Origin of the sequence: Stutzerimonas stutzeri (genome assembly GCF_000219605.1) — a bacterium.
Taxonomy (GTDB): Bacteria; Pseudomonadota; Gammaproteobacteria; order Pseudomonadales; family Pseudomonadaceae; genus Stutzerimonas; species Stutzerimonas stutzeri.
On record NC_015740.1, the window covers coordinates 1,419,056 to 1,432,378 of the forward strand.

9 protein-coding genes and 1 pseudogene are annotated in these 13,323 nt (G+C 65.7%); 3 read left to right on the plus strand and 7 right to left on the minus strand.

Going from position 1 to position 13,323, the window contains the following annotated elements; translation table 11 throughout:
- Positions 1-64: 64 nt before the first annotated feature.
- Positions 65-1,195, plus strand: coding sequence for an MFS transporter (locus tag PSTAB_RS06810; RefSeq protein ID WP_013982261.1), 1,131 nt, complete (start codon positions 65-67; stop codon positions 1,193-1,195).
- A 112-nt stretch (positions 1,196-1,307) separates the two neighbouring features.
- The gene (locus PSTAB_RS06815) at positions 1,308-1,736 is read left to right on the plus strand and encodes a hypothetical protein (protein ID WP_013982262.1); all 429 of its coding nucleotides are present in this window, start codon (positions 1,308-1,310) and stop codon (positions 1,734-1,736) included.
- Positions 1,737-1,748: 12 nt separating this feature from the next.
- Here the strand turns inward: PSTAB_RS06815 and PSTAB_RS06820 are convergent, their stop codons facing one another.
- The 5 genes and pseudogenes from PSTAB_RS06820 to PSTAB_RS06840 all read right to left on the minus strand — a co-directional run bounded on the left by PSTAB_RS06820 (position 1,749) and on the right by PSTAB_RS06840 (position 9,929).
- Complete coding sequence (locus PSTAB_RS06820) at positions 1,749-1,976, minus strand: YheU family protein (protein ID WP_013982263.1); 228 nt, start codon at positions 1,974-1,976, stop codon at positions 1,749-1,751.
- 31 nt (positions 1,977-2,007) lie between these two features.
- Positions 2,008-4,752, minus strand: a pseudogene (locus tag PSTAB_RS06825) (hybrid sensor histidine kinase/response regulator).
- A gap of 196 nt (positions 4,753-4,948) precedes the next feature.
- A complete protein-coding gene (locus PSTAB_RS06830; protein WP_011912610.1) occupies positions 4,949-6,154 on the minus strand; it encodes an osmoprotectant NAGGN system M42 family peptidase in 1,206 nt (401 codons plus the stop codon).
- Positions 6,155-6,279: 125 nt separating this feature from the next.
- Complete coding sequence (gene ngg, locus PSTAB_RS06835) at positions 6,280-8,019, minus strand: N-acetylglutaminylglutamine synthetase (RefSeq protein WP_013982264.1); 1,740 nt, start codon at positions 8,017-8,019, stop codon at positions 6,280-6,282.
- Positions 8,020-8,156: 137 nt separating this feature from the next.
- Positions 8,157-9,929 (minus strand): N-acetylglutaminylglutamine amidotransferase, encoded by a 1,773-nt coding sequence (locus PSTAB_RS06840; protein WP_011912612.1) that lies wholly within the window; start codon positions 9,927-9,929, stop codon positions 8,157-8,159.
- A gap of 177 nt (positions 9,930-10,106) precedes the next feature.
- On the opposite strand from PSTAB_RS06840, the gene PSTAB_RS06845 reads away from it, so the two are divergent.
- Positions 10,107-10,580 (plus strand): MarR family winged helix-turn-helix transcriptional regulator, encoded by a 474-nt coding sequence (locus PSTAB_RS06845; RefSeq protein WP_013982265.1) that lies wholly within the window; start codon positions 10,107-10,109, stop codon positions 10,578-10,580.
- A 6-nt stretch (positions 10,581-10,586) separates the two neighbouring features.
- Here the strand turns inward: PSTAB_RS06845 and PSTAB_RS06850 are convergent, their stop codons facing one another.
- Positions 10,587-12,356 (minus strand): S8/S53 family peptidase, encoded by a 1,770-nt coding sequence (locus PSTAB_RS06850; RefSeq protein WP_013982266.1) that lies wholly within the window; start codon positions 12,354-12,356, stop codon positions 10,587-10,589.
- 3 nt (positions 12,357-12,359) lie between these two features.
- Complete coding sequence (gene egtD / locus PSTAB_RS06855) at positions 12,360-13,322, minus strand: L-histidine N(alpha)-methyltransferase (protein WP_013982267.1); 963 nt, start codon at positions 13,320-13,322, stop codon at positions 12,360-12,362.
- Position 13,323: the final 1 nt, after the last annotated feature.

Sequence of the window (13,323 nt, forward strand, 5' to 3'; positions counted from 1 at the left end):
CCTGTCCGGTTTCTTGCCGTAACCCTATGGATCGCTTGTGAATTTCCCTTCCCGCGGACTGTTGATGCTGGCCCTGGTGCTGGCAGCGATCAACCTGCGTCCTGGTATCACGTCCTTCGCCCCGCTTATCGAACGCATCGCCGAAGAGCTTGCCCTGTCCCGTGGCCTGATCAGCCTGACCACAGCCTTGCCGGTATTGCTGATGGGCCTGCTGGCGCCGTTGGCACCGCGGCTGGCGGTGCGCTTCGGTCTGGAGCGCAGCATCGCCCTGTGTCTTGGCCTGATCGCCGCGGCGCTGGTGCTGCGTCTATTCGGCCACAATGCCGTGCTGCTGATCGTCACTGCCGGCCTGGTCGGTGCCGGCATCGCCGTTGCCGGTCCGCTGCTGTCCGGCTTCATCAAACGCTACTTCCTCGAACGCATGGGCAAGGTCGCCGCCTGGTACTCGCTGAGCATGGCGGTGGGCGGGACCCTTGGCGTGGTGCTGACGGCGCCTGCGGCCCAGGTGCTGGGCGAGCGGTGGACGGCTGGCCTGGCGATCTGGGCGCTGCCGGCGGTGTTGGCGCTGCTGATCTGGCTGCGTCTGCCCAATCAGCCGGAGGCCGCCAGTGAAAGCGGTGCGGGCTTGCCCTGGAAGGAGCCGCGGGCCTGGCTGTTGAGCATCTACTTCGCGCTGCAGGCCGGGCTGTTCTACGCGCTGGCCACTTGGCTGGTGGCGCGTTATCACGAGGTGGGCTACAGCCTGCTGCAGAGCAATGCGTTCTTCAGTGGCTTCATGCTGATCGGCCTGCCGAGCGCCTTCGCCATGCCCTGGCTGGCGCAGCGCCTGGGCAACCGTCATCGCATCATGGCGACCTGCGGAGTGCTGGCGACCCTGTGCCTGGCGCTGATCGCGCTGCGACCCGGCTGGCAGCCGCTGGTGGTCTGCATGCTGCTGGGTGTTGCGCTCAATGGCACCTTTTCCCTGGCGCTGATTTCGCCGATGTACGAAGCCGGCACGCCGCTGGCCGTCAGCCGACTCACCGCGATGATGCTCTGCACGGGTTACTGCCTGGCCTGCCTGACACCGGTGCTGGCCGGACTCGGCCGTGATCTGGCGGGCGACTACCGCATGCCATTCCTGGTGCTGACCGTCATGGCGGCGTGCATGTCACTGCTGGCGATGCGGCTGCGGCCACGACATGTCGATCGCTGAGCGGTCTGGCTGTGGCCTGCGTCACCGCTTGCCATGCCGCGGATGACCGGCTCGCCGTGCTGTGCTAGAAAGCTCGCCGTCCACGTCCCAACCTAGCGCGCCGGAGTTCTGCTTGGAGTCTGAATCCATCGTTTATGGCTGCATCCGCGATTGGCCATCCGCCGACCTCGAGCAGTGCCGCCAGCGCCGGGCGAACAATCTCGCCGCCGTGCAGGCGTTGCCGCAGGGTGAGGCCTGGCCGTTCATCGGCCGCGAGATGTTCTCCTTCTGCCGTGACGAGGACCTGGGCTTGTACCAGACCCAGGTGATCCATTTCGGCGCCAGCTATCGCGCAGTGGAGTACGAGTGGGCGCTGTGGGTGCAGCGTTTCGAGGCGCTGCTCAAACAGCTGTACTGGACCAGCGCCGTGGTGCACCTGGAGACCGAGCTCAACGGCACCCATACCTTTCGCTGGGAAACCGACTCGGGTAGCCACAGCCCGCAGCAGAGCGACCTGCGCATGCGCTGCGCCTGGGAGCGGGAAAGCGGGTTGTTCGGCTGACCCCGGTGCGGCTCAGTCCAGCCACTCCCTGGGCACGTCGTGCTTGAGCGCGAGCTGGCACTGCTGACTGTCCGCATCGAAGACGATAACGGCTTCGCCTTTGTCCAAGGCGCGGCGTACCCGCGCGACCCGGGTTTCCAGTGGCGTTTCGTCGCCATTGTCGGTGCCGTCACGAGTGACGAAATCCTCGATGAGGCGGGTCAGGGTGTCCGGTTCGAGCTGGTCGTGGGGTATGAGCATGGGGCTTCTTCGATAAGACGGACGGGCGATGCTAGGTCGCGCCGCCCTGCAGGTAGCTGTCCAGGCAAGCATACAGCTGCCGGCTCTCCAGCGGCTTACCGATGAACTCGTCCATCCCGGCGTCGAGGCCACGCTGGCGGTGCTCGGCCAGCACATGGGCGGTCACCGCGATGATGGGCACGGCCTGCAGCTGCTGTTCCGCTTCCAGTTCACGGATCTGGCGGCTGGCCTCGAAACCGTCCAGCTCGGGCATTTCGCAGTCCATCAGGATCAGCTGAACGGCGTGCGGATCGCGGCGGTAGAGATCCACGGCCTGGCGGCCGTTGTCGGCGAGCTGCACGGCGTAGCCGCGTTTCTTCAGCAGGCCGCGCACCACCATCTGGTTCACCGGATTGTCTTCGGCGACGAGAATGCAGGGTTCGCCCTGCGGCTGCGCCGGTGAGGGTGAACCGCGCTCGCCGGCGGTTGCCGGTTTCTGGGCGTAGAGCATTTGCAATGCCTCGCGCAGCGGCGCGCTCTGCAGCGGCAGCGCCAGACTGACCAGACGCAGCCCCGGCGTGACGGGTGGCGGCTCGTGAATCGGCGAATAGAGCATCAGCACGCGCTGATTGCTCTCCAGATGCGGGCGCAGACGTTCCAGCCACTGGCTCGGACTGCCCGGCCAGGGCGCCAGCAGTACCAGCAATGGCGGGGCGGTGAAGTCGGCAAGGCAATCCGGCAGGCGCTCCGGGTCGTGACAACGCTCGGTACGCATGCCCCAGCGACGCAGCAGATGACTGAGTGCCTCCAGCCCCTGGGCGTCCTGCGAGGCGAGCAGCGCCGGCCGGCCCGCCAGCAGCTGGTTCAGCGGGTCTTCCACGTCGCTGGCGGCATGCAAAGGAATCTCGAAGCAGAAACGGCTGCCACGGCCCGGTGCGCTCTGCACCTCGATATGGCCGTTCATCATTTCCACCAGCTCTTTGCTGATGGCCAGGCCCAGCCCGCTGCCGCCATAGCGGCGCGTGGTGCTGGAGTCGCCCTGGGAGAAGGACTCGAACAGCTGAGCCAGAACCTCCTGGCGCATGCCGATGCCGCTGTCGCTGACACAGAACACCAGGCGCCGCGAGCCGTCCTGAGTCTGCCGGCTGGACACTTCCAGCAGCACATGGCCGTGTTCGGTGAACTTCAGCGCATTGCTCAGCAGGTTCATCAGAATCTGCTTGAGGCGGGTGGGATCGCCACGGATGCGTCGCGGGACGCCGGGCTCCAGGCCGACATGCAGGCTCAGCTGCTTTTCCAGCGCCTGGGCGGTGAACAGGCGAATGGTCTCGGAGATGAGGATTTCCAGGTCGAAGTCGATGTCTTCGAGGCTCAGCTTGCCGGAGCCGATGCGGGCATAGTCGAGGATGTCGTTGATGACTGCCATCAGCGAATTGCCGGAGCTGGAGATGGTATCCAGGTAGAACTGCTGGCTGCGATCCAGCGGCGTTTCGCGCAGCAGTTGCAGCATGCCGAGCACGCCGTTGAGCGGAGTACGGATCTCATGGCTCATCTTGGCGAGGAAGCGGCTCTTGGCCTCGTTCTCGCTGGCGGCCCGCTCGGCAGCCTCGCGGGAGCGGTAGCCCTCTTCCTTGAGCAGGTTGATGCGGTCGGCAAGTCCGATGGACAGGGTGATCAGCTCGAAGGCGACGCTGGCTTTCACCACGGCCGCCCCGTATAGCCCCAACAGCTCGATGCCGAGGGAGCCGGCGGTGACCAATATGAAGGATGCCAGCAGCACGCCCCAGGCCAGGGTGTAGTAGACGCCGTAGCGCACGCCTCGGCGCCAGACAAAGGCGCCCGCCAGCAGCAGCCCGGCCGACACGATGATCACCGTGATGCTCGCCAGGATGCTCCAGCTCTGCACGTCCAGCACGAGGCCGGAAATCATGCTGCCGAACGCGGCCAGCAGGGTGCAGCGCAGGAGCAGGTCGAGTCGCGGGAACAGTTCGCGGGTATGCAGGAAGTGCCGGCTGAACTGGATGGCGATCAGGCAATGGCTGAACATCAGCACGTAGATGCCCTGAGCGACCCAGCCGCCATCGTCGGCCAGCCACTTGACCAGAAAACCGTCGAACGACAGGGCGAACAGCCCGACATTGACCGTGTAGATCAGATACCAGAAATAGGCCGGCTCACGCAGCGAGGCGAAGAGGAACAGGTTGTAGCAGAACATCGCGAACAGCACGCCGTAGAAGGCGCCGCTGAGCCCGTTCAGCTCCTCGTGCTGGGACGCGCTGGCATTGTAGGTGCTGAAGTACAGCGGCACGTATAGCGTGCTGGTGGTCTTGATGCGCAGCAGCAGGGTGGTTTCGCCGGGCGGCAGGTTCACCGGAAACCAGAAATTGCTGACCTTCACCGGGCGCTCGGCAAACGGGTGGAGGTCTCCGGTCAACTGCTGGCTCAGACTGCCATCGGGGTATCGCAGGAACAGCTCGATATGGTCGAGCAGCGGGTAGTTGATCTCGATGAAGCCGCTCAGCGGCTCGGCGAGACGGTTGGACAGACCGGCGCGCAGCCACTAGGTCGAACTGTTCTTGCCTTCGTTGACGTGGCCACCCTCGACGGCACGAAAGCGCTCGGGCGGTAGTGCCAGGATCTCATCGACGTCCAGACGGCCGGTGCGGTCTTCCAGGTAGAAGGTGCCATTGCCGAGGGACTGGCGCGTATCGATCGAGTCGAGCACCACAGGCGTGAATGCCCAGGCTTGAAGCGACAGGCAAAACAGCAGCAGAGCCAGGCATAAACGCGGCAACATTTTTCGATCCGGCAGGTGCGCCCGTTGGGCAGGGCGACACAGATTAGTAGAGCGGTGTGACGGTACCGATTCCTTCGGGCTCTACATGGCGCCTTCAGAGTGCCGCACGTCCTTGTCCGGACAACTTTGCCGAGTTACGCGCCGAGCGGCAAGCCTCGCCTGCGGCAAAGCAGGCGGCTTGTCACGCAATCGGATTTCAGCTGTTGCGCTCCTGCGGATTGGAATGGCGGCCGATCAGGGTATCCACCGGTGGCACGCGGGTATCGTTTTCCATCTGCGCATCGTGCTCCAGTTGATGGCTGAAGCGCTCCAGCGAGTCCTTCGCGTGCTGGGCATCGCTGGCGAATACCGGCTGGCTGAGCATGTAGCCGCAGAGCAGCCGGCTCATGGCCGCGAGGCTGTCGATGTGGGTGCGCTCGTACCCATGGGTGGCGTCGCAGCCGAAGGCCAGCAACGCGGTACGGATATCGTGCCCGGCCTCCACGGCCGATTGCGCATCGCTGTGGTAGTAGCGGAACAGGTCGCGGCGTACCGGTATCTCGTGCTCGGTTGCGAGCTTGAGCAGATGGCGCGACAGGTGGAAGTCATAGGGGCCGCCGGAATCCTGCATCGCCACGGTGACCGCATGCTCGCTGGAGGCCTGGCCCTTGGCGGCGGGGGCGATGTCGATGCCGACGAACTCGCTGACATCCCAGGGCAGGGCGCCGGCGGCACCGGAGCCGGTTTCCTCGGTGATGGTGAACAGCGGGTGCACGTCGATCGGCGGCTCGCGGCCGCTTTCCACGATGGCCTTGAGCGCGGCCAGCAAAGCCGCGACGCCGGCCTTGTCGTCCAGGTGACGAGCGCTGATATAGCCGCTCTCGGTGAACTCGGGCATGGGATCGAAGGCGACGAAATCACCAACGTTGACCCCCAGGGCACAGGTCTCGTTGCGGCTGTAGGTGTAGGCGTCCAGGCGCAGTTCGACGTGGTCCCAGCTGACCGGAGCCTCGTCCACCGCGGTGTTGAAAGCGTGCCCGGAGGCCAGCAGCGGCAAGACGCTGCCGCGGATCACCCCGGTATCGGTGAAAACGCTGACGCGGCTGCCCTCGGCGAAGCGGCTCGACCAGCAACCCACCGGCGCCAGGCCCAGGCGGCCGGTATCGTGAATCTCGCGGACGATGGCGCCGATGGTGTCCAAATGAGCGGCGACCGCGCGGTCCGGGCTGTAACGGCGACCCTTGAGCGTGGCGCGGATGGTGCCGCGGCGGGTCAGCTCGAAGGGGATACCCAGTTCGGTCAGGCGCTCGGCGACATAGCGCACGATGGTGTCGGTGAAGCCGGTCGGGCTGGGGATGGCGAGCATCTCCAGCAGCACCCGTTGCATGTAGTTGAGATCGGGCTCGGGTAGTTGTGCGGTCATGGAAACCTCCCGTTGACGGCGGCCTTGCAGCCACCCGATGAAATGAATGGAGACAGCGTGATGGGCGCCCTTGGGCTGCCCCTCGATGGATGGCCTGCGCCCGGCCGAGGCCGGGCGGGTGGCGATCAGCCAGCGACGCTGAGCGGAAAGAGCAGGTCGATGAAGCGCTCGGCGGTCGGCTGCGGCTCGTGATTGGCCAGGCCGACGCGCTCGTTGGCTTCGATGAAGACGTACTCCGGCTGGTCCGGCGCCGGCACCAGCAGGTCGAGGCCGACCACCGGGATGTCCAGCGCGCGGGCGGCACGCACAGCGGCATCGATCAGCACCGGATGCAGCTGGGCGGTGACATCCTCCAGCGTGCCGCCGGTGTGCAGGTTGGCGGTGCGCCGCACGGACAGGCGCTTGCCCTCGGGCAGTACGCTGTCGAAATCGAAACCGGCGTCACGCAGGCAGCGCTGGGTTTCCTCGTCCAGCGGGATCTGGCTCTCCCCACCGGTAGCGGCCTGGCGCCGCCGGCTCTGCTTCTCGATCAGCGCGCCGATGCGGGTGCGGCCGTCACCGATGACTTCGGCGGGGCGGCGGACGGCTGCCGCAACCACCTCGTAGCCGATGACCACGATGCGCAGGTCCAGGCCCGGATGGTAGCTCTCCAGCAGCACCCGGCTGTCGTACTGGCGGGCGCGCTGGATCGCTTCCTCCATCTCGGCACCGTCACGCAGGTCCACCGCCACGCCCATGCCCTGCTCGCCATCCACCGGCTTGACCACCACGCTGCCATGTTCGGCGAGAAAGGCGGCGTTTTCCTCCGCCGTGCCAGCCAGCCGCTGCGCCGGCAGGCAGATCCCGGCGTGGGACAGGGTGCGGTGGGTCAGGCGCTTGTCCTGGCAGAGCGTCATGCTCACGGCCGAGGTGAGATCGGACAGCGACTCCCGGCAACGCACCCGCCGACCACCTTGGGTGAGCGTGAACAGTCCGGCCTCGGCATCGTTGACCTCGATCTCGATGCCGCGCCGGCGGGCTTCGTCGACGATGATCTTGGCGTAGGGGTTGAGCTTGGCTTCCGGCCCCGGGCCGAGGAACAGCGGCTGGTTGAAGCTGTTCTTGCGCTTGACGGTGAAGGTCTGCAGGTCGCGGAAGCCGAGCTTGGCATAGAGCGCCTTGGCCTGCTGGTTGTCGTGCAGCACGGACAGGTCCAGGTAGGCCAGGCCGCGCCCCATGTAGTGCTCGATCAGATGGCGTACCAGTGCCTCGCCGACGCCGGGTCGGGGGCAACTGGGCGAGACTGCCAGGCACCAGAGACTCGAACCGTTTTCCGGATCATTGAAGGCGCGGTGGTGATCAATGCCCATCACGCTGCCGATGATCTGCCCGGAGGTGTCGTCCTCGGCCAGCCAGTACACCGGCCCGCCTTGCTCGCGTGGCGTGCAGCGCTCCGGGTCTACCGGCATCATGCCGCGCGACTGATAGAGGCCGTTGATCGCATGCCAGTCCGCCTCGCTCTGGGCGCGGCGCACGCAGAAGCCGCGAAACGGTTTCTGTGACGGGCGGTAGTCGCTGAACCAGATGCGCAGGGTGTCGGAGGGATCGAGGAAAAGCTGCTGTGGTGCGTAGGACAGGACCTGATGGGGCGCCGCCACGTACAACGCGATATCGCGTTCGCCGGCCTGCTCGTTGAGCAGCTCGGCGGCAAGCTGCGCGGGATCCGAATAGGTGTGGCCGACAAGGATGCGCCCCCAGCCGCAGTGCAGGACCACGGGCCCACAGGGTTCTTCCTGACCATCCTCCGCGAAGCGTGCCTGCAACCGCTGGTAGGTCGGGGCCTGGCCGCGCAGCAGGCGCTGACCGTAGGCTTGGGACTTCTGCATGGTACGTTCCTTGATGCTAAGTCACGAACCGGCCAGCGGCGGGGCGAAACGGTCGCCCCCGTGGCGCGTGCCAGCCGCAGCCGTTCGTGAGCGGGTTATTGGGGCCGTCTAGCCATGGCGCGACCTCATCGATGCCCCTAGAGGCCTTGTTCGCTCAACCATAGGTTGACCGCCGCCAGCTGCCAGAGTTTGGAACCGCGCAGCGGGGTAAGCTGGCCATCCGGATCGGCGAGCAGCTTCTCCAGCATCTGCGGGTTATACAGCCCGCGCTCCTGGCTGGGGTCGAGCAACATCTCGCGCACCCAGTTCAGCGTGGCACCCTGCAGGTGCTTGAGGCCCGGCACCGGGAAGTAGCCCTTGGGCCGGTCGATCACCGCGGCGGGGATCACCTGGCGTGCGGCTTCCTTGAGCACGTACTTGCCGCCTTCGGGCAGCTTGAACTTGGCCGGAATCCGCGCCGACAGTTCAGCCACGCGGTAATCGAGGAACGGCGTGCGCGCCTCCAGGCCCCAGGCCATGGTCATGTTGTCCACGCGCTTGACCGGGTCATCCACCAGCATCACGGTGCTGTCGATGCGCAGCGCCTTGTCCACCGCGGCCTCGGCACCCGGCTGGGCGAAGTGGCGGCGCACGAAATCACCGGAGAAATCGCCCTGCACCCATTGCTGCTGCATGGTCTGGGCATATTCCTCGTAGCTGCGGTCGCGGAACGCGGCGAGGTAGGCCGCCACCGGGTCCTCGGCACCATCGACCAGCGGATACCAGTGGTAACCGGCGAACAGCTCGTCCGCGCCCTGGCCGCTCTGCACCACTTTGCAGTGCTTGGCCACTTCCCGCGAGAGCAGGTAGAAGGCGATGCAGTCGTGGCTGACCATCGGCTCGCTCATGGCCTGGAAGGCGGCCGGCAGCTGCTCGAGGATTTCCTTTTCCTGGATGCGCAGCTGGTGATGGCGGGTGTTGTAGTGCTTGGCGATGATGTCCGAGTACTTGAACTCGTCGCCGCGCTCGCCGCCGGCGTCTTCGAAGCCGATGGAGAAGGTCAGCAGGTTGTCGTCGACACCCGCCTCGCGCAGCAGACCCACCAGCAGGCTGGAGTCGACGCCGCCGGACAGCAGCACGCCGACGTCCACTGCGGCACGCTGTCGGATCGCCACCGCTTCGCGCATGGTGTCCAGGGTCAGACGCTTCCAGTCTTCGAAGCTGTAGTCGCGCTCGTCTTCGCGGGCACCGAACTGCAGCTCCCACCAGCGCTCGGTGGTGGTCGTGCCATCGGCGTCGACACGCATCCAGCTGGCCGGGGGTAGCTTCTCGATGCCGGCAATCAGGGTGTCCGGTGCCGGCACCACGGCATGGAAGCTCATGTAATGGTTCAGCGCCACCGGGTTCAGCACACCGGCGATGTCGCCGCCCTTGAGCAGGGCCGGCAGCGAGGAGGCGAAGCGCAGGCGCTGGTCGGTGCGTGACAGGTACAGCGGCTTGACGCCGAGGCGATCACGGGCGATGAACAGCTGCTGGCGGTCCCGCTCCCAGATAGCGAAGGCGAACATACCATTAAGGCGTGGCAGCAATGCCTCGCCCCAGGCGTGGTAGCCCTTGAGCAGCACCTCGGTATCGCCTTCGGAGAAGAAGCGATAGCCGAGGTTTTCCAGCTCTGCGCGCAGTTCGGGGTAGTTGTAGATGGCGCCATTGAAGACCATCGACAGGCCGAGAGCCGAATCGATCATCGGCTGGCCGGACGCCTCACACAGATCCATGATCTTCAGGCGTCGATGGCCGAGGGCCAGCGGCCCCTGGCTGTGGAAACCGCACGCGTCCGGGCCGCGTGCGGTCAGGTGTTGGGTGATGCGTTCAACCGCGGCCAGATCGGCGGGGCGGTTATCGAAACGAAGTTCTCCAGCTATGCCACACATAAGGTCCTTACCGGTTTTGCCGTTGGGGAGTGTGACTGACCCGTCATCGCCTAAGTTCAGCTTTTCGGACCAGCGCAGCGGCGCTGGATCGGCTTAAGGCCGGGTCAGTCATCTTTTTACACCAAAGCAAAAAAATGCTTTGATGTCAAAGTGAGTGGATCAATGAAAAGTGTTCTTATGGCTGAAAAAACAGTTTCAAATGAAATTAATGTGCTGGAGGTTCAGGCCTTCGAACTGCCGCTGTTCCAGGCCATGCGCCGGCTGCAGCAGGATGCCGAAGTGCATGCCAAGCGTCTGGCGCGTTACGGTGGCCTGAGCCCGGTGCAGCTGATGATCCTGCAGGTGCTGGCCGGTGAAGGGCAGATGACCGCCAGTGCCCTGAGCCGGCGCGTGAGCCTGACCGCCGCGACGCTGTCCGGTCAGCTCGATCGACTCGAAGAACGCGGGTTGCTGCAACGTCAGCGCGACGACCAGGACCGCCGCCGCCAATGGCTGCTGCTCAGCGACTGCGGCCGGGAATTGCTCCAGGACGCACCGGCGTTGCTGCCGCCGGAATTCCGCACACGTTTCGCCGCGCTGCCGCCGTGGGAGCGCCACGCGCTGACGGCGGCCTTGCTGCGTGCCGCCGAACTCTGTGGCGACATGGAGTGACGTGGCCTAGCGCGTGTTCTCCAGGCTCTTGACCGTCAGTTCCAGGGCCTTGCGCATGTCGAGTCGAGCCGAGCGGCCGACATCGTTGTCATCCAGCCGATAGCCGCGCTCGGACGGCAGGATCGGCGCGGTAAGGTCGTCCGCCTCGGCCGGTTCGAAGTCCGAGTCGCGGCCGATGGTCATGGCGCTGCGGCGCAGCAATTCACGCACCTGATCGGGTTCGAGCTCGGGATTGACCGACAGCATGGCCGCCACCGCGCCGGCCACCAGCGGTGTGGCGTAGGAAGTGCCGCAGTGCACGTCACCGCGCTGCTCCGGATCGAGCGTGGCGGCGCGCGTACAGGCCGCGGCGGTGATGTCCACACGCATGTCGACATTGGATGACTTGCGCTTGCGCACATAGTCCGGGTGTTCCACCGAGACATCCTTCTTGTCGTTGCGCTCGTGGCCGCCGACCACCAGCAGCTGCTCGGTGATGAAGGACGACGGCAGGCGATAATCGTCGCGCCCGGAGTGCGCCGACCCGTTGCCCGCGGAGTTGATCACCAGCACGTCGGGATGTTCGCGGCGCAGCCAGAGGAAGAACTCTTCCAGCAGCTCCTCGTAGCCGCTCATGGCGATGCCCGAGCGCAGCAGCGAATCCACCGGTTCACCTTCCACGTCCACCGTGCCGATGCGATGGATGCCCCAGCTCCAGTTGAGAATCCGCGCGCCGTCTTCGACCAGATTCACCGAGGCCGCCACATTGGCGGTGATGCCGGCGTCCGAGTTGCGCTCGACTATCACCTCGAAGCCCGGGCCGGTGCCGTCCAGGGAGGCGAGAAAGCCCTGGTCTCGGGCGTCGCTGGCGTGGGCGGCGAGGATGCCGGCCACGCTACTGCCGTGGTTGTCCGGCTTGTCGGCGTCGCGGGCATAGAGACAGGTGCGTTGCTCGGGCGGATCGCAGGGCTGGAGGTATTCGGCGAAGTGCGGGGCGTCGAAGTCCACCGCGCGTTCGATGATGCCGATGCGTACCGGCGCGCGGTCGGCGGCGCGCTGGTCATCCGGGATGCGCTCGCGGTAATAGTCGACAGCGTCGAGAAAGCGGTTGGCCGCCCATTCGCGATTCTGCCGGCGCGGCCGTTCCTGTTTGTCCTGTTCGTCGCTTTCCGCGGCGGATTCCTCGATCACCACGGCATCTACGCCGACCTCGCTGCCAAGGCGCAGCACCATGGCATCGCGCTCGGTCAGGTCTTTCACCGGCAGGCGCAACTGGTAGGTATTGAGCGGCGGGATGGCACCGACTACCTCGGCGCCGTACTTTTCGGACAGCTGGCGGGCCTTCTCCAGACCTTCGTGGTCTTCCTCGATGATCAGGCTGACCAGATCGACATAGGTGGTGAGGTCATCCATGTTGCGCGCCACCTCGTCGGGCTTGGCGGCGAGTACCTGGCTGCGACCTGCCGAGAGCCAGACCGGATTGCTGCGCTTGCCGTCGTGCTCGAGCCACAGCGGGCCGCTGCGGACCTGGTCGGCGGGCAGGGTCAGACGCAGCTGATTGCCGTCGCGGCTGATCTGCTCGGCGGGCAGCGCCTCGCCGCTCAGCTTCAGCTGCACGTCGGCACGGGGCAGGCCGCGGGCATTCAGGCACCAGCTCAGCGCGTTCTCGGCGAACAGATCGCCGCACCGCGTGAGCCGGGCGATGCGCAGTTCCTCACTGGCAGCCACCGGGCCGGTGGCCATGGCCCCGAACATGGCGAGGCCGAGGGCGAACGAAGCAGGTAATCGACACGTCATGGGTCAACGCCGTTGCAGGTAGTTGACGCTGAACAGCCCGCGCGGATCGGTCCACTGGCCGCGGCAGTCGAAGCCGGCGGAGTCGGCCAGGGCGGCAAAGGAGTCCAGCGTGTACTTGTAGGAGTTTTCCGTATGCAGGCTCTCGCCGGCATCGAAGTGAAAACGTCGGCCCTCGATGGTCACATCCTGCGCCTCGGGGCTGATCAGGTGCATCTCGATGCGCGACTCGCCCTCGTTGAAGAACGCCCGATGGACAAAGCGCGACGGGTCGATGTCACTGTCCAGCTCGTTGCGGATGCGCTGCAACAGGTTGAGGTTGAACGCGGCGGTGACATGGGCGCGGTCGTTGTAGGCCGCTTCCAGCACCGCCCGATCCTTGACCAGGTCGACGCCGATCACCAGACCGCCGCCGGCCGGCAGCACATCGTGCAGGCGCTGCAGGAATGCCGCGGCCTCGGCGGGTGTGAAGTTGCCGATGCTCGAGCCCGGGAAGAACACCAGCGGGTGCTCGCTGGAGAAATCATCCGGCAGGTTCAGTTCATGAGAGAAATCGGTGCAGGCAGCATGCACCTCCAGCCAGGGGTAATCCGCGGCCAGGCGCTGGGTGCTGCTGAGCAGGAAGTCCTCGGAGATGTCGATGCCCAGGTAGCTGGTGGGGTGCAGCGCTTCCAGCAGGAGGCGAACCTTGCGGCTGGCGCCGCTGCCCAGCTCGATCAGATCGCTGTGAGGGCCGGCGATGTCGAGGATGTCGCTGGCCGCCTCGGCGAGGATCTGCTCCTCGGTGCGGGTGATGTAATACTCCGGCTGCCGGCAAATCTGCTCGAACAGCTCGGAGCCGCGACGATCGTAGAAGAATTTCGGCGACGCCCACTTGGGCGTGGCGGCGAACCCGGCCAGGGTCTCGTCGCGCAGCGAGGCCTCGTGCGGCTGCTGCAGCTGATCGTGAAAATGTATCGCCAATGCCATG